The sequence below is a fragment of the Mesorhizobium caraganae genome, assembly GCF_016836705.1.
Lineage (GTDB): Bacteria > Pseudomonadota > Alphaproteobacteria > Rhizobiales > Rhizobiaceae > Mesorhizobium > Mesorhizobium caraganae.
Map to the genome: position 1 here is coordinate 1 of NZ_JAFCGY010000031.1, position 16,597 is coordinate 16,597.

The 16,597-nt window shown below is 63.5% G+C and carries 15 protein-coding genes; 13 read left to right on the top strand and 2 right to left on the bottom strand.

All coding sequences use genetic code 11. The features are described 5' to 3' along the window. Positions 1–280: 280 nt before the first annotated feature. The gene (gene fsa, locus JQK88_RS29530; RefSeq protein WP_192252676.1) at positions 281–937 is read right to left on the bottom strand and encodes a fructose-6-phosphate aldolase; all 657 of its coding nucleotides are present in this window, start codon (positions 935–937) and stop codon (positions 281–283) included. A 90-nt stretch (positions 938–1,027) separates the two neighbouring features. Here fsa and JQK88_RS29535 point away from each other — a divergent pair, with 90 nt between their 5' ends. The 9 genes from JQK88_RS29535 (at position 1,028) to JQK88_RS29575 (ending at position 10,417) form a co-directional block, all read left to right on the top strand. Then, positions 1,028–3,211: a primosomal protein N' gene (locus tag JQK88_RS29535; protein ID WP_203280288.1), complete on the top strand. Its 2,184-nt coding sequence runs from the start codon at positions 1,028–1,030 to the stop codon at positions 3,209–3,211. A 145-nt stretch (positions 3,212–3,356) separates the two neighbouring features. Continuing rightward, entirely contained in the window at positions 3,357–3,716 is a 360-nt protein-coding gene (locus JQK88_RS29540) for a hypothetical protein (RefSeq protein WP_203280289.1), read from the top strand. A gap of 106 nt (positions 3,717–3,822) precedes the next feature. Then, positions 3,823–4,518 carry an aspartate/glutamate racemase family protein gene (locus JQK88_RS29545; RefSeq protein WP_203280290.1) on the top strand — a complete coding sequence of 232 codons (696 nt, stop codon included), beginning with the start codon at positions 3,823–3,825 and terminating at the stop codon, positions 4,516–4,518. Between the two features lie 97 nt (positions 4,519–4,615). Then, entirely contained in the window at positions 4,616–5,011 is a 396-nt protein-coding gene (locus tag JQK88_RS29550) for an AGROH133_08824 family phage infection protein (protein WP_112559758.1), read from the top strand. A 236-nt stretch (positions 5,012–5,247) separates the two neighbouring features. Next, positions 5,248–5,808: a F0F1 ATP synthase subunit delta gene (locus tag JQK88_RS29555; protein ID WP_192252666.1), complete on the top strand. Its 561-nt coding sequence runs from the start codon at positions 5,248–5,250 to the stop codon at positions 5,806–5,808. Further along, positions 5,808–7,337 (top strand): F0F1 ATP synthase subunit alpha, encoded by a 1,530-nt coding sequence (gene atpA / locus JQK88_RS29560; RefSeq protein WP_192252664.1) that lies wholly within the window; start codon positions 5,808–5,810, stop codon positions 7,335–7,337. Before JQK88_RS29555 ends, atpA begins: the two co-directional genes overlap by 1 nt. A 32-nt stretch (positions 7,338–7,369) precedes the next feature. Further along, the gene (locus JQK88_RS29565; RefSeq protein WP_192252662.1) at positions 7,370–8,254 is read left to right on the top strand and encodes a F0F1 ATP synthase subunit gamma; all 885 of its coding nucleotides are present in this window, start codon (positions 7,370–7,372) and stop codon (positions 8,252–8,254) included. Between the two features lie 70 nt (positions 8,255–8,324). Then, positions 8,325–9,908, top strand: a complete 1,584-nt coding sequence (atpD, locus tag JQK88_RS29570) for a F0F1 ATP synthase subunit beta (protein WP_162712003.1) — start codon at positions 8,325–8,327, stop codon at positions 9,906–9,908. A gap of 101 nt (positions 9,909–10,009) precedes the next feature. Beyond that, entirely contained in the window at positions 10,010–10,417 is a 408-nt protein-coding gene (locus JQK88_RS29575; protein WP_192252660.1) for a F0F1 ATP synthase subunit epsilon, read from the top strand. Positions 10,418–10,576: 159 nt separating this feature from the next. Here the strand turns inward: JQK88_RS29575 and JQK88_RS29580 are convergent, their stop codons facing one another. After that, on the bottom strand, positions 10,577–12,076 hold the full coding sequence (locus JQK88_RS29580; RefSeq protein WP_192252658.1) for a mannitol dehydrogenase family protein: 1,500 nt from the start codon (positions 12,074–12,076) through the stop codon (positions 10,577–10,579). A 173-nt stretch (positions 12,077–12,249) separates the two neighbouring features. Between JQK88_RS29580 and uxaC the strand changes: the two genes are divergently transcribed. The 4 genes from uxaC (at position 12,250) to JQK88_RS29600 (ending at position 16,590) form a co-directional block, all read left to right on the top strand. Beyond that, entirely contained in the window at positions 12,250–13,659 is a 1,410-nt protein-coding gene (gene uxaC / locus JQK88_RS29585; RefSeq protein WP_203280291.1) for a glucuronate isomerase, read from the top strand. Between the two features lie 39 nt (positions 13,660–13,698). Next, positions 13,699–14,676 (top strand): TRAP transporter substrate-binding protein, encoded by a 978-nt coding sequence (locus JQK88_RS29590; protein WP_203280292.1) that lies wholly within the window; start codon positions 13,699–13,701, stop codon positions 14,674–14,676. A 69-nt stretch (positions 14,677–14,745) separates the two neighbouring features. Continuing rightward, positions 14,746–15,309, top strand: coding sequence for a TRAP transporter small permease (locus tag JQK88_RS29595; RefSeq protein ID WP_376740472.1), 564 nt, complete (start codon positions 14,746–14,748; stop codon positions 15,307–15,309). Then, positions 15,310–16,590, top strand: coding sequence for a TRAP transporter large permease (locus tag JQK88_RS29600; protein WP_203280293.1), 1,281 nt, complete (start codon positions 15,310–15,312; stop codon positions 16,588–16,590). The last annotated feature ends 7 nt before the right edge of the window (positions 16,591–16,597 follow it).

Sequence of the window (16,597 nt, forward strand, 5' to 3'; positions counted from 1 at the left end):
AACACGCTCTTTGACGTATCCATGCCAATGCGAATAAGTTTATCCACGGACGGTCTCCCTTGATGAGATCTGCAACGACCTCATTCTGGCACATCACGATGCCGTCGGGGGCCGTCCACCCCAACACATACGAAAAGTACGCTCCGCTCCGGTTCTCGAAACCACCACCATATGACTCGCCAGAGCGAATTTCGAAACGGTCTCGGAGCGTTCCCCAATATGCGGATCGCAATAAAGAAGGCCGGTTTCCCGGCCTTTTTGTTGATATCTAAGCTTGGTCTCAGCCGATCTTCTGGCCAGTCTTGGCCCAGTCGGCGAGGAACTGCTCGAGGCCCTTGTCGGTCAGCGGATGCTTGACCAGCGCCTTTAGCGTCGCCGGCGGGGCGGTGATGACATCGGCGCCGATCAGCGCGGCCTGCTTGACGTGGTTCACGGTGCGCACCGACGCGGTCAGGATCTCGGTCGGGTAATCGTAGTTGTCGTAGATCTGCCGGATCTCCTGGATCAGCTCCATGCCGTCCGAACCGGTGTCGTCGATGCGGCCGACGAAGGGCGAGATGAACGAGGCGCCGGCCTTGGCGGCGAGCAGCGCCTGGTTGGCCGAGAAGCACAGGGTGACGTTGACCATGCGGTTCATCTGGGTACGGATCGTCTTGCAGGCCTTCAGCCCGTCCAGAGTCAGCGGCACCTTGATGCAGACATTGGGCGCGATCTTGGCCAGCGCCTCGGCCTCCGCCATCATGTTCTTGTATTCGGTCGCCACGACCTCGGCCGAAACCGGGCCTTCGACGATGTCACAGATCTGCTTGGTGACCTCGGCGATCTTGCCGCCGGATTTCAGGATCAGCGAGGGATTGGTGGTAACGCCGTCGAGCAGCCCCAGATCGTTCAGTTCCTTGATGTCCTTGATGTCAGCGGTGTCGACAAAAAATTTCATGGGGGTCTCCTGAAAGATTTTCATGTGCATGCCATGCACATTCGGGGTTGCCCTTTGATCTAGACCAAAGTCGGGGCAAGGTCACGCCCGATGATCGAAGATTCGCCCTTTGTCGCAGCCGCGCCGGTGCTGGTGCCGATGCCGGCCGAACGGCCCTACTCCTATGCGGTGCCCGCCGGCATGCGCGTGGTGCCGGGCTCGATCGTGCGCGTGCCGCTCGGTCCGCGCCAGGTTGCCGGCATCGTCTGGGACGGCGTGGTCGAGAAGGTCGACGCCAAGAAATTGCGGCCGATCGAGCAGGTTTTCGACTGTCCGCCGATCGACCGCGGCATGCGCCGCTTCGTCGACTGGATCGCTCAGTACACGCTGTCGCCGCCCGGCATGGTGGCGCGCATGCTGCTCAGGGCGCCGGAGGCGTTCGATCCCGAACCGTGGATCGAGGGCCTGCAGCGGACGCTTCTCATGCCCGATCGGATGACGGACGCGAGGACACGCGTGCTGGAGACGGCGGAAGGTGGCCTCGCCTGGACGCGATCCGGGCTGGCGCATGCGGCAGGCGTGTCGTCGACGGTGATCGAGGGGCTCAAGGCGCAAGGCGTGTTCGAGACGGTGATGATCCCGCCGCGACCGGTGGTCGCCGCGCCCGATGCCTCTTACGCCCTGCCGGAGCTTATGCCGGACCAGGCTGATGCGGCCGCCATGCTGCGCGCCAATGTCGCGGCCGGTGCTTTCAACGTGACGCTTCTCGACGGTGTTACCGGATCGGGCAAGACGGAGGTCTATTTCGAAGCGGTGGCGGCGGCTCTCGACCAGGGCAAGCAGGTGCTGATCCTGTTGCCGGAAATCGCGCTGACGCATGCCTTTCTCGAACGCTTCCAGCAGCGCTTCGGCGCCAAGCCGGCCGAATGGCATTCCGACCTGCCGCCCAGAATGCGCGAAAAGGTCTGGCGGCAAGTGGCGGAAGGCGGCGTGCGCGTCGTCGCCGGGGCGCGTTCGGCGCTGTTCCTGCCGTTCCGCGAGCTCGGCCTCATCGTCGTCGACGAGGAGCACGACCCCGCCTACAAGCAGGAGGACCGCGTCTTCTACAATGCCCGCGACATGGCGGTGGTGCGCGGCCATATCAGCAGCTTTCCGGTGGTGCTGGCATCAGCGACGCCGTCCGTCGAAAGCCGGGTCAATGCGCAGCAGGGCCGCTACAGCAGGGCGGTGCTTTCGGCGCGCTTTGCCGAGGCCGCCCTTCCCGACCTCAAGACCATCGATATGCGGCGCGCGCCGCCGGCGCGCGGCGGCTTCCTGTCGCCGCTGCTGATCGATCAGATGCAGCGCACGCTGGAGAAAAAAGAACAGTCGCTGCTGTTCCTCAACCGCCGTGGCTATGCGCCGCTGACGCTGTGCCGGGTCTGCGGCCACCGCTTCGGCTGCCCGGTCTGCTCGGCCTGGCTGGTCGAGCACCGCTTTCGCGGCCAGCTTGTCTGCCATCATTGCGGGCACAATGAAAAGCGGCCGGAGGCCTGTCCCGAATGCGGCACGCTCGACCATCTCGTCGCCTGTGGGCCGGGCGTCGAGCGCATCGCCGAAGAGGTTGTGGCGCATTTCCCCGACGCGCGCACCATCGTCTTGTCCTCCGACCTGATGGGCGGCGTTCGGCGGCTGCGGCTGGAGCTGGAGGCCATCGCCAATGGCGAGGCCGATATCGTCATCGGCACGCAGCTGGTCGCCAAGGGGCATAATTTCCCCAACATGACGCTGGTCGGTGTCGTCGATGCGGATCTGGGTCTCGCCAATGGCGATCCGCGCGCTGCCGAGCGCACCTTCCAGTTGCTCAGCCAGGTGACAGGCCGCGCCGGGCGCACCGGCAAGAAGAGCCTCGGCCTGCTACAGACTTTTCAGCCGGACCATCCGGTGATGCGGGCGATCGTCTCGGGCGACGCCGAGGCGTTTTACGAACGCGAGATCACCGAGCGCGAACGGGCGGCCCTGCCGCCTTTCGGCCGGCTCGCCGGCGTCATTGTCAGCGCGGTGACCCGAGCGGAGGCCGAAGGCCACGCTCGTGGTTTGCGCCGCGCAGCACCCCAGGCCAGCGACCTGTTCGTGCTTGGCCCGGCCGAGGCGCCGCTGTCCCTGCTTGGCGGGCGCCACCGCTTCCGCTTGCTGATCCAGGGCGAGCGACGGGCCGACATGCAAGGCTTCATCCGCACCATGCTGGCTGAAGGGCCGAAGCAACGCGGCTCGGTCCGCGTACAGGTCGACATCGACCCGCAAAGCTTTTTGTAAGCAAAGGCTAACGCCCGCGGCGGCGGCGCCTTCACCAAGAATCCCGGCAAATCGGCCGGGCCCAGCACCAGCGTCTCGGTCGAGGGCAAGAAAGGCGATTTCGACTATTTCTTCTCGGCCTCCGGCGATCTGTCGCGCCGCACCTATGACGGCCACCGGCTATGCCTTCGCGATTCCCGACTGCATGACGCCGCTGATGGACAGGATCGCGCTGGACGAGCGCGGCCACTACCGCCTCAACGCCAGCTTCGAGGTTGAGTGGGACGGGCCGGATGACCGGCGCATCTATGCGCTCAATGCCGGCCGCCTCAGCCATGGCATAGCCGAGCCGCAGCTCAGCCTGATGGCCTGGCGCAGCGCCAAGATCGTCAATTCACTGCTCGGGAGGGCACATTTCGATCTCGATCTGCCCGACCCGCCGGTTGCCTGGAGTTCGAGGCATACGGCACAAAGCCTGCATCACCTCGGCACCAGTGCGAGGATGACCGAATCGGGTGCGCGCTGACATTTGGGCGTGGGCCGCAGCGCGGTGCGGCTCGCCTTCAGGTTGACATCGACCTGCAAAGCTTTTCTGTGAGAGAGGTCGTTCGGTCCTGCTGGAGACTCAGCGTATGAAAACCCTTGGTCTGCTCGGCGGCATGAGCTGGGAATCGACAGCCATCTACTACCGCTTGCTCAACGAGATCGTGCGCGAGCGATTGGGCGGGTTGCATTCGGCAAAGCTGCTGCTCCATTCCTTCGATTTCGCCGAGATCGCCGAGCGGCAGCATCATGGCGATTGGGACGGCGCGGGCGTGCTTCTTTCGGGTGCCGCGCACAAGCTGGAGGCGGGCGGCGCCGAAGGGCTGCTGATTTGCACCAACACCATGCACAAGCTCGCCGATCAGGTGCAGGCGGCGGTGTCCATTCCACTTATCCACATTGCCGATGCCACGGCGATGGCAGTCAAGGGCGTCGGCGTCAAGCGGCCAGCGCTGCTGGCGACGCGCTTCACCATGGAGCAGGATTTTTACAAGGGCCGGCTGGTAGAGAAATATGGGCTGCAGCCGGTGGTGCCGGACCAGGCCGGCCGCGACATGGTGCATCGGGTGATCTATGACGAGCTCTGCCAGGGCATCGTCAGCGCACCATCGAAGGCGGCCTACCTCGACGAGGTCACCCGCTTGCGGCGAGAGGAAAAGATTGACGGCGTCATCATGGGCTGCACCGAGATCACCATGCTGATCGGCCAAGGCGATATCGACATTCCGGTGTTCGACACCACGCGCATCCATGCCGAGGCGGCGGTCGAGTTCGCGCTTGGCTGATGCGCCGTTGCTAAACTGCCCACCGCCATCTGGCGCGCAGTCTTTCCTTCGCTAGAATGCTCGCGATTTTCAAAGAGCCATTTGCGAGGGGAAAAAGATGGAGTTTGCGTTTCCATGGCCGACCAGCCAGGGCGAATGGCTGGCGTGGTCGAGCGCCGTCGTCACCTTGGCGCTTGGCCTCATATTCTTCCTCGCGCCGGGGCTCGCTTTTCGCATCCTCAGGCTGCAGGTTCGACCGGAAAAGGCAGCGGCCATCGCCGAAGGGCGCGGCCGCATGTCCGGCTTCTATCTCGGCGTCAGCCTGTGCTGCATTCTTTTGGCGCAGCCATGGCTCTATATGGCGCTTGGCTTCTCCTGGCTGTTCACCGCTTTCGGCCGTTTGCTGTCGATGATGTCGGATGGCGCGAACACGCCTTTCAACTGGGCGTCGATCATTGTCGAGCTGGTGCTGGCCGCACTGCCGCTCGCCTTCGTCTTCGGCTTTCTGCCCTGAATCCAAAGGCTTCGGTTGAACTCTGCCGCCGGATGCGACAATAGTGCCTGAAAAGCATGCGGAACGACGCATTGCGGTCTTAAAATGCCTGTGCTAGACGGCAATCGACTTTCGGCCGGGGATAGCGGAAGCCGCGTCTTCGTGCTTGGAAAAACTTAGTAAGGTCAAAGATTTAGCCAGAGTTTTTTGCTCGCGCCAACAATCTGCGGCCTGTCAGACAAGAGAAAAGACGGTCCGTGGCTCAATCGTCATCGCCAATCTCAGGTGTCGCAGAACGCTACGCGGGTTCGCTGTTCGAACTCGCACTGCAGTCCAATTCAGTGGCCAAGGTCGAGGCCGACCTCAACAACTTCGCAACGATGCTGGATGGCAGCGCCGACCTGACGCGCCTCATCAACAGCCCGGTGTTCTCCAGCGAGGACCAGGCCAAGGCGATCGCGGCGATCGCCGACAAGGCGGGCATCACCGGTCTCACCGGCAATTTCCTGCGCGTCGTCGCCCGCAACCGTCGCCTCTTCGCCGTGCCCGGCATGATCAAGGCATTCCGCCAGATCGCCGCCGAGCATCGCGGCGAGACCGCTGCCGAGGTCACCTCGGCGCATGAACTGACGGCGGCGCAGCAGACCGAACTCAAGGCCGCGCTGAAAAGCGTCGCCGGCAAGGACGTGGCCATATCCGTTACCGTCGATCCGTCGCTGCTCGGCGGGCTGGTGGTCAAGATGGGCTCGCGCCAGATCGATACGTCGCTCAAAACCAAACTCAATTCGCTCAAGCTTGCACTGAAAGAGGTCGGCTGATGGACATCCGCGCCGCGGAAATTTCCGCAATTCTGAAAGACCAGATCAAGAATTTCGGCAAGGAGGCCGAGGTCTCCGAAGTTGGACAGGTGCTGTCCGTCGGTGACGGTATCGCCCGCGTCTACGGCCTCGACAATGTCCAGGCCGGCGAGATGGTCGAATTCCCCGGCGGCATCCGCGGCATGGCCCTCAACCTTGAAGCCGACAATGTCGGCGTCGTCATCTTCGGCGCCGACCGCGACATCAAGGAAGGCGACACCGTCAAGCGGACCGGCGCCATCGTCGATGCGCCAGTCGGCATGGGCCTGCTCGGCCGCGTCGTCGACGCGCTCGGCAACCCGATCGACGGCAAGGGCCCGATCAAGGCAACCGAACGCAAGCGCGTCGACGTCAAGGCGCCAGGCATCATCCCGCGCAAGTCGGTGAACGAGCCGATGTCGACCGGCCTCAAGGCCATCGATGCTCTGATCCCGGTCGGCCGCGGCCAGCGCGAGCTGGTCATCGGTGACCGCCAGACCGGCAAGACCGCCATCATTCTCGACACGATGCTGAACCAGAAGGCGGTCCACGACAACGGCCCGGAGAAGGAAAAGCTCTACTGCGTCTACGTCGCCATCGGCCAGAAGCGCTCGACCGTCGCGCAGTTCGTGAAGGTTCTCGAAGAGCGCGGCGCGCTCGACTATTCGATCATCGTCGCCGCCACCGCTTCCGATCCGGCGCCGATGCAGTTCCTGGCGCCGTTCACCGCCTGCACCATGGGCGAATATTTCCGCGACAACGGCATGCACGCGCTGATCAGCTATGACGATCTGTCGAAGCAGGCTGTCGCCTATCGCCAGATGTCGCTCTTGCTGCGCCGCCCGCCGGGCCGCGAAGCCTATCCGGGCGACGTGTTCTACCTGCATTCGCGCCTGCTCGAGCGCGCCGCCAAGCTCAATGACGACAATGGCGGCGGTTCGTTGACCGCGCTGCCGGTCATCGAGACGCAGGCCAACGATGTGTCGGCCTACATCCCGACCAACGTGATCTCGATCACCGATGGCCAGATCTTCCTCGAAACCAATCTGTTCTTCCAGGGCGTTCGCCCAGCCGTCAACGTCGGTCTGTCGGTGTCGCGCGTCGGTTCGTCGGCGCAGATCAAGGCGATGAAGCAGGTCGCCGGCTCGATCAAGGGCGAGCTCGCGCAGTACCGCGAAATGGCGGCCTTCGCGCAGTTCGGCTCCGATCTCGACGCCGCCACGCAGCGCCTGCTCAATCGCGGTTCGCGTCTGACCGAACTCCTGAAGCAGCCGCAGTTCTCGCCGCTCAAGGTCGAGGAACAGGTCGCGGTGATCTTCGCCGGTGTCAACGGCTACCTCGACAAGCTGGCGATCAATCAGGTCGGCAAGTTCGAGCATGGCCTGCTCAGCCACATGCGCTCGGCCGGTAAGGACGTGCTTGACGGCATCCGCAAGGAGAAGGCGCTGTCGGACGATCTGCGCGCCAAGCTGAAGGCCGAGATCGATGCCTTCGCCAAGACCTTCGCTTGAGAAAGCCGGACGGACGGGATCAGGTTTGAAGCATGCCTTCGTTAAAAGACCTTCGTAACCGTATCGCCTCGGTCAAGGCGACGCAGAAGATCACCAAGGCGATGCAGATGGTCGCCGCGGCGAAGCTGCGCCGCGCGCAGGAAGCCGCGGAAGCCGCGCGCCCCTATTCGGAGCGCATGGGTTTGGTGCTCGCCAACATCACCCAGGCGATCGGCGGCGGCGGCGATGCCCCGGCGCTGATGACCGGCACCGGCAAGGACGACGTGCATCTGCTCGTCGTCTGCACCGCCGAGCGCGGCCTATGCGGCGGCTTCAATTCGCAGATCGCGCGCCTCGCCCGCGACCACATCCGCCGGCTGTTGGCCGACGGCAAGCAGGTCAAGATCATCTGCGTCGGCAAGAAGGGTTACGACATCCTGCGCCGCGACTACGGTTCGATGATCCTCGAACGCATCGATCTGCGTGAGGTCAAAACGCTCGGCTTCGTCAATGCCGACGCCATTGCTCGCAAGGTTATCTATCTGTTCGGCGAGGGCGGCTTCGACATCTGCACGCTGTTCTATTCGCAGTTCAAGTCGGTGATCAGCCAGATCCCGACGGCACAGCAGATCATCCCGGCCGGCGTCGCTTCCGCCCCGGCCGAGGCGACCGTCGGCGGCAACGCCGTCTACGAATACGAGCCGGAGCCGGGCGAAATCCTCGCTGACCTCATTCCACGCAACATCTCGGTTCAGGTCTTCCGCGCGCTGCTCGAAAACGCAGCCGGCGAGATGGGCGCCAAGATGAGCGCCATGGACAATGCGACGCGCAATGCCGGCGACATGATCAACAAGCTGTCGATCACCTACAACCGCCAGCGGCAGGCGCAGATCACCAAGGAACTGATCGAAATCATTTCGGGCGCCGAGGCGCTCTAGGCGCGGCCGCCAGGAGGTCATCGACCTTGTGGTGGAGCGTGAGAAACAAAGGACGAAAAGGGTAAAGACGATGGCGAAAGCAGCGACCCCGAAGGCGGCAGCTCCCAAAGCGGCGGCAAAGGCTCCGGCAACAGCGGCGAAGGCCGCTCCGGCCAAGACGGCGGCTGCGCCCGCCAAGGCAGCGGCCCCGGCCAAGGCTACGGCAGCGAAGACGACGGCCGCCGTTGTGAAGAAGACCGGCGTTGTCGGCAAGGTCCGCCAGGTCATCGGCGCTGTCGTCGACGTCCAGTTCGGCGATCACCTGCCGGCCATTCTGAACGCCATCGAGACGACCAATGTCGGCAATCGCCTGGTGCTCGAAGTTGCCCAGCATCTCGGTGAAAACACCGTGCGCTGCATCGCCATGGACTCCACCGAAGGTCTGGTTCGCGGTCAGGACGTCTATGACACCGGCGCGCCGATCACCGTGCCGGTCGGCCCGGGCATGCTCGGCCGCATCATCAACGTCATCGGCGAGCCGGTCGACGAAGAAGGCCCGGTCGACGGTATCGAAATGCGCGCCATTCACCAGCCGGCTCCGTCCTATGTCGAACAGTCGACGGAAGCGCAGATCCTGATCACCGGCATCAAGGTTCTCGACCTTCTGGCGCCCTACGCCCGCGGCGGCAAGATCGGCCTGTTCGGCGGCGCCGGCGTCGGCAAGACCGTGCTGATCCAGGAACTGATCAACAACGTCGCCAAGGCTCACGGCGGCTTCTCGGTGTTCGCCGGCGTTGGCGAGCGCACCCGCGAAGGCAACGATCTCTATCACGAGTTCATCGAGTCCGGCGTCAACAAGAAGGGCGGCGGCGAAGGCTCCAAGGCGGCACTGGTCTATGGCCAGATGAACGAGCCGCCGGGCGCACGTGCCCGCGTCGGCCTGACCGGTCTGACGGTCGCTGAATATTTCCGCGACCAGGGCCAGGATGTGCTGTTCTTCGTCGACAACATCTTCCGCTTCACGCAAGCGGGTTCGGAAGTGTCGGCGCTGCTCGGCCGTATTCCTTCGGCCGTCGGCTATCAGCCGACGCTGGCCACCGACATGGGTGCGCTACAGGAACGCATCACGACGACGACCAAGGGCTCGATCACCTCAGTGCAGGCGATCTACGTGCCCGCCGACGATTTGACCGATCCGGCGCCGGCAACCTCGTTCGCCCACCTTGACGCGACGACCGTGCTTAACCGCGCGATCTCGGAAAAGGGCATCTACCCGGCGGTCGATCCGCTCGATTCGACCTCGCGCATGCTCGACCCGCTGGTCGTCGGCGAAGAGCACTATGCCGTCGCCCGCCAGGTGCAGTCGATCCTCCAGCGCTACAAGTCGCTGCAGGACATCATCGCCATCCTGGGCATGGACGAGCTCTCGGAAGAGGACAAGCAGACCGTGGCTCGCGCCCGCAAGATCGAGCGCTTCCTGTCGCAGCCCTTCTTCGTCGCCGAAGTGTTCACGGGCTCTCCGGGCAAGCTGGTCGACCTCGCCGACACCATCAAGGGCTTCAAGGGCCTCTGCAACGGCGACTATGATCACCTGCCGGAAGCCGCCTTCTACATGGTCGGCGGCATCGACGAAGCGGTCGAGAAGGCACAGCGTCTCGCGGCGGAAGCGGCATAAGAAGCGAATAGCGAATAGGGAGTAGCGAATAGGGACTGATGGGTTGAGCGGGTCTTCTTTCCCTACTCGCTACTCACTATTCCCTACTCGCTAAAATGATCATGGCTGAAGCTTTCCAATTCGAACTGGTCTCGCCGGAGCGGCTGCTCGTTTCCGAGCAGGTCGAAGCCGTCGTCATTCCCGGCGCCGAAGGCGAGATGACCGTGATGGCGCATCACGCGCCGGTCATGACCACGATCAAGCCAGGCGTCGTCACGGTGAAGACCGCCGGCGGCAAGGAAGAGCGCTATGTGGTGTTCGGCGGCTTCGCTGACATCCTGCCTTCCGGCTGCACGCTGCTGGCCGAATCGGCGGTTGCCGTCGGCGACATCGACCGGGCCGATCTCGCCCGCCGCATCCAGGATGCCAAGGAAGACGCTGCCGATGCCAAGGACGATCAGTCCCGCAGCAAGGCCGAGCAGTTCCTCGCCCAGCTCACCACGCTCGAAAGTGCGCTGCTGGCAGCTTAGGCCACAGGCGAAAACAAACTACGAGACAGGCCGGGTTCAACTCGGCCTTTTTTTGTGCCCACAGATATGGCTGAAGCATGTCAGCAGTCGGACGGAATGGCGACTTGCCGGCTCGGCAATGCGGGCTCTTTCGGATCAGAATCCGGGCCTGGATCGCCGTTAGGCCCGTCTCGTCTTTCCGAGCGCTGCGAGCGCAAGCGCTATCCCGCCCTGCCGGATATGGACGCGGTGGGCGGCGACCAGTTCGATGAGCGCTTGCTTCTCGGGCTTGCCGCTGGCGAAGCCGGCGAGGTCGAACACCGCAGCCACCCTTTCCAGCGTCGGCTGCTCGCCGAGAGCGGCCAGCGCGGTGTCGAGCGGATCGGTGAAGTGGGCTTCCGGCAGGTCCTTGCCGCGCGCCTCGCAGGCGGCGATCCAGGCAGCGATCACCAGCGTCAGATGCTCCGGGACCAGGCCGGCCTGGATGCGTTCGATGGCGGAAGCGACAATACGTTGTGGCAGTTTCTGGCTGCCGTCATTGGCGATCTGCGCCGTGCGGTGGGCGAGCGCGGTGTTGGAGAAACGTTCGGCAAGCTCGGCCGTGTAGGCTGACGTGTCGAGCCCGGCATCTCTAGGCAAGGTCGGGATCGCTTCGGCCCAGAGCCGGTCCACGAATTCACGGATCGCCGGGTCGGCAAAGGCGCGGTCGACGGTGGCATGGCCACCGAGCAGGCCGAGATAGGCGATGCCCGAATGGGCGCCATTGAGCAGCCTCAGCTTCATGTCCTCGAACGGCCTCACGTCCTCGACCATAGTGACGCCGAATTTTTCCCAGGCCGGTCGTCCCGCCGGGAACCTGTCTTCGATTACCCATTGCCGGAACGGCTCAGTCATCACCGGCCAGGCATCTTGGACGCCGAGCTCACCGGCGATGCGCGCGCGGTCGGCATCGATGGTTGCCGGCACGATGCGGTCGACCATGCTCGAGGGGAATGCCACCGCATCGACGATGTGTTCCGCGAGCAGGGCATCGCCCGATGCAGCGGCCCGGTCATCGCGCAATTTGGCGAATGCGATCAGCAACCGGTGCAGCGTGGCGCCGTTGGCCGGGAGGTTGTCACAGCACAGCACGGTGAAGGGTGGCGTGCCGGCGGCGCGGCGGTGCGCCAGCGCTTCAGCCAGAAAGCCATGCGCGGTTTTCGGCGATCCGGGATTGGCCAGATCGTGGACGATATCGGGATGTTTTTCGTCGAGGCTGCCGTCGGCTGCCCTCAAATAGGCCTTTTCGGTGATGGTCAGCGTGACGATGCGGGTGCGCGGATCGGTCAGCGCGGCGAGCACCGCGCCGGGATCTTCCGGCGCCACCAGGATCGACTGGATCGAGCCGATTATTTGAAGCGCTTCGCCATCGCTGCCGCGCACCGCCAGCGTGTAGAGCCCGTCCTGCGGCGTCAGCGCATCGCGCGTTTCGGGGCTGCGGAGCGACACGCCGATGATACCCCAGCCGGTCTCGCCGGCGGCCAGGCAGTCATCGACATAGGCTGCCTGATGGGCGCGGTGAAAGGCGCCGACGCCGAGATGGACAATGCCTGGGGCGACGGCGGCGCGGTCATAGGCCGGGATCGCAACCGAGGCCGGCAAGGATCGCACCGTGTCGTTGCAAAGGCGTCTGGTTGTCATGGTTTGGCTTGTCGGGCTCGGATTGATCGGTCGGGAGGCTAGCGGCGTACCATCCGTTCTCCCGCCGCACAATGACCCGGTGTTGGCTAAAAGTCATCATACAACAATCGAATTTTTGTATGTTGACATTACTTCTTCCCAATCCTACCGATAGCGCCCTTGGGAGGAGTGACGTGGCAGGATTGACCCACCCCGATCTGCTTTTTGCCGCTGAAGGGCGCTCGCTTTCGATCGCGCGCGATCTCTATGCCGGGGTCAAGGACGTGCCGATCGTCAGCCCGCACGGCCACACCGATCCACGCTGGTATGCACTCAACGAGCCGTTTCCGGACCCGGCGCAATTGCTGGTCGTGCCCGACCACTATATTTTCCGTATGCTGTTCAGTCAGGGCGTGCGGCTGGAGGACCTCGGCATATCACCGCTCGACGGCTCGCCGGTCGAGAGCGACCCAAGGGCGATCTGGCGGCGCTTCGCCGAGCACTATTACCTCTTCCGCGGTACGCCGACGCGACTGTGGCTCGACCATGTGCTCGAGCATCTGTTCGGCATTGACGAGCCGCTCAACGCCAGCACCGCCGACCGCCACTACGATACCATCGCCGGCCTGCTCAAACAGGACGGCTATCGCCCGCGTGCACTGTTCGAGCGCTTCAACATCGAGGTCATTGCGACGACCGAGGGGGCGCTGGACGATCTCCAATGGCACAAGGCGATCCGCGACAGCGGCTGGCAAGGCCGCGTGGTCACCGCCTACCGGCCGGATGCCGTCGTCGATCCAGATTTCGAGGGCTTCTTAGGCAACCTCGACCGTCTCGGCGAGGTCAGCGGCTGCGATACCGGCACATGGGCCGGCTATCTCGACGCACATCGCCAGCGCCGCGCCTTCTTCAAAAGCTTCGGTGCGACCTCGTCCGACCATGGCCATCCGACTGCGGAGACCGCCGACCTTTCCGATGCGGCATCGGAAGAGCTGTTCAACCGCATCCGTCGCGGCTCCGACGACGAGCGCGAGCGCAAACTGTTTCGCGCCCAGATGCTGACCGAAATGGCCAAGATGAGCCGCGACGACGGGCTGGTTATGCAGATCCATCCCGGCTCGTGGCGCAATCATTCGCCTGGTGTTTTCCAAAAATTCGGCCGCGACAAAGGCTTCGATATCCCGACCCGCACCGACTATGCGGCGGCGCTCAGACCTTTGCTCGACTGCGTCGGGCTGGAGCGCGACCTGACCATCATCCTGTTCACGCTCGACGAGACGAGCTATGCGCGCGAACTTGCGCCGCTCGCCGGCGTCTATCCGGCGCTGAAGCTCGGGCCTGCCTGGTGGTTCCATGACAGCCCGGAAGGAATGCACCGCTTCCGCGAAATGACCACCGAAACCGCCGGCTTCTACAACACCGTCGGTTTCAATGACGACACCCGCGCCTTTCCATCCATACCCGCCCGTCACGATGTGGCACGCCGGGTCGACTGTGCTTTTCTCGCCCGTCTCGTCGCCGAGCAACGGCTGCGGGAGGACGAGGCGCACGAGCTGGCGCGGGAGCTCGCCTACACGCTTGCCAAGAAGGCGTACCGGCTCTGAGCCGGGCGCTTTGATTTTTACAAAGGGAGGAAGACAGTCATGTTGCATTTTTCAAAACTGACGGCGACCACATTCGCCTTCGGCTCGCTGATGATCGGCGTTGCCAACGCCCAGACCGTGCTGCGCTCGGCCGACACCCATCCGGATGGATATCCGACGGTCGAAGTCGTCAAATATATGGGCGAACTGATCAAGGAGCGCACCGCCGGCCGTTATTCGGTCGAAGTCTATCATTCAGCGCAGCTCGGCGAGGAGAAGGACACGATCGAGCAGACGCAGACCGGTGTCATCGATTTGAACCGCGTCTCGATGGGGCCGTTCAACGGCATCGTGCCGGAAACCGCTGTGCCGTCGCTGCCCTACATGTTTCGCTCGGTCGACCAGATGCGCCATGTCATGGACGGGCCGATCGGTGACGAGATTCTGAAGGCCTTCGAGGCGCATGATCTGGTCGGTCTCGCCTTCTACGATTCCGGTGCGCGCTCCTTCTACAACACCAAGAAGGACATCACCTCGATCGCCGATCTCAAGGGCATGAAGTTCCGCGTCATCCAGTCCGACGTGTTCGTCGACATGGTCAATGCGCTCGGCGCCAACGCCACGCCGATGGCCTATGGCGAGGTCTATTCGGCGCTCGAAACCGGCGTCATCGACGGCGCCGAAAACAACTGGCCGAGCTTCGAATCCGCCAAGCACTATGAGGTCGCCAAGCACTACACCGTCGACCAGCACCAGATCGTGCCGGAAGTGCTGGTGATGGCGAAGCCGAGCTGGGACAGACTGACGCCGGAAGACCAGGCGATCGTCCAGCAAGCGGCCAAGGACAGTGTCGTCAAGATGCGCGAACTGTGGGATGCGCAGGAAAAGAAGTCGCGCGACATCGTCGAGAAGGCCGGCGTCAAGGTCAGCGAGATCGACAAGCAGCCGCTGATCGATGCGATGAAGCCGGTTTACGACAAGTACCTGTCGACGCCGGAACTCAAGGATCTCGCCGCGCGCATCCAGGCAACCAAGTAATCTCCTGGCGGGGCGGCCTAGCGCTGCCCCGCCAATCGTTGTGACGGACGGAAAGACCGGGAGGATCGGATGACAGCGGGAATGGCCGGGAGCGGAGCGCCACCGCGCTTCAGCGCGGTGCTTTCGAAGATTTGCGACGGCGCGCTCTATCTCGCCTGTATCGGGATGGTCGTCATGACCGCGCTCGTCGCCTACCAGGTGTTTTCCCGCTTCGTGCTCAACGCGTCGCCGAGCTGGACGGAAGTCACCGCCATCATGCTGATGAACTGGTTCATCTTCCTGGGCGCGGCGGTCGGCGTGCGCGAGAACTACCATATGGGCTTCGACGTGCTGCTCTACATCCTGCCGAAAGGCAGCAAATGGGCGCTGCGCACATTGTCCGACCTGATCGCGTTCGGCTTCGGCTTCGGCATGGTCTGGTACGGTTGCAAGCTGGTCGGGTTGACCTGGCACACCGTCATTCCGGCGCTCGAACTTCCCGGCGGTTTCGACTATCTGCCACTGGTCGCCGGCGGCGTTCTGATCTGCCTGTTCTCGGCCGAACGCATCGTGCTGCGCTGGTCGGGCGTCGACATCGACAAGGACATCAATCTCGAAGACGTGCCGGAGATGCCGGCCGTGCAGGAGGCCTAGATGGAACTCTGGATCCTGTTCGGCGTCTTCACGCTGTTGATGTTTGCCGGCACGCCAATCGCGTTTTGCCTGGGTGCCGCATCTTTCGCTACCGTGCTTTATCTCGGCCTGCCGCCCCTGGTGGTGTTCCAGCAATTGAAATCAGGCATGTCGGCGTTCTCGCTGATGGCGATTCCGTTCTTCATCTTTGCCGGCGACCTTATGGTGCGCGGCGGCATCGCGCAGCGCATCGTCTCCTTTGCTGGCTCACTGGTCGGCCATGTCCGCGGCGGGCTCGGTCAGGTCAACATCATCGCCGCGACATTGTTCGGCGGCATTTCCGGCTCGGCGGTGGCCGAAGCCGCCGCCGTCGGCGGGCTGATGATCCCGCAGATGAAAGAGCGCGGCTACGGCGCGGACTACGCTGTCAACGTCACCTCGATGGCGGCGCTGATCGCGCTGCTTTTGCCGCCGTCGCAGAACATGATCATCTATTCGATCGCCGGCGGCGGCAAGATTTCGATCGCCGACCTGTTCACCGCCGGCATCCTGCCCGGTCTGCTGTTCGCCGCGTCGCTGATGGTCACCGCCTATTTTGTCGCCCGCAGCCGCGGCTATCCGGTCGAGGCCTTCCCCGGCTTCTCGCGCGTCGGCCAGCTGGCGGTGATCGCGGTTCCCGGGCTGCTGCTCATCGGTATCATCTTCGGCGGCGTTCGCTCGGGTATTTTCACGGCGACGGAAAGCTCCTGCATCGCCATCATCTACGCCTTGCTGGTCACCGTCTTCGTCTACCGGTCGATGGCGTGGAGCGATTTCGTCCATGCCACAAAGGGCGCGGTGCGCACGACCTCGATGGTGCTTTTGATCATCGGCACGGCGGCCTCGTTCAGCTGGCTGATGGCCTATCTCAAAGTGCCGGTGCTGCTTATCGCGGGGATGAACGCCATCTCCACCGACCCGCTGGTGGTGCTGCTTTTGCTCAACGTCCTGATGCTGCTGCTCGGCACTTTCATGGACATGGGGCCGATGATCATCATCTGTACGCCGATATTCCTGCCGCTGGTGACGCATTATGGCGTCGACCCGGTGCATTTCGGCGTCATCACCATCCTCAATCTCGGCATCGGCCTCAACACGCCGCCGGTCGGCACGGTGCAGTTCGTCGCCTGCGCGGTTGGCAAGATCACGGTATGGGAAGCGATGCGCTCGATCTGGCCGTTCTATGGCGCGGGTATCGTGGTCCTGGGACTGGTGACGTATATTCCGGCGATCTCGCTCTGGCTGCCGAGTGTCTTCAAATAGGGCAAAT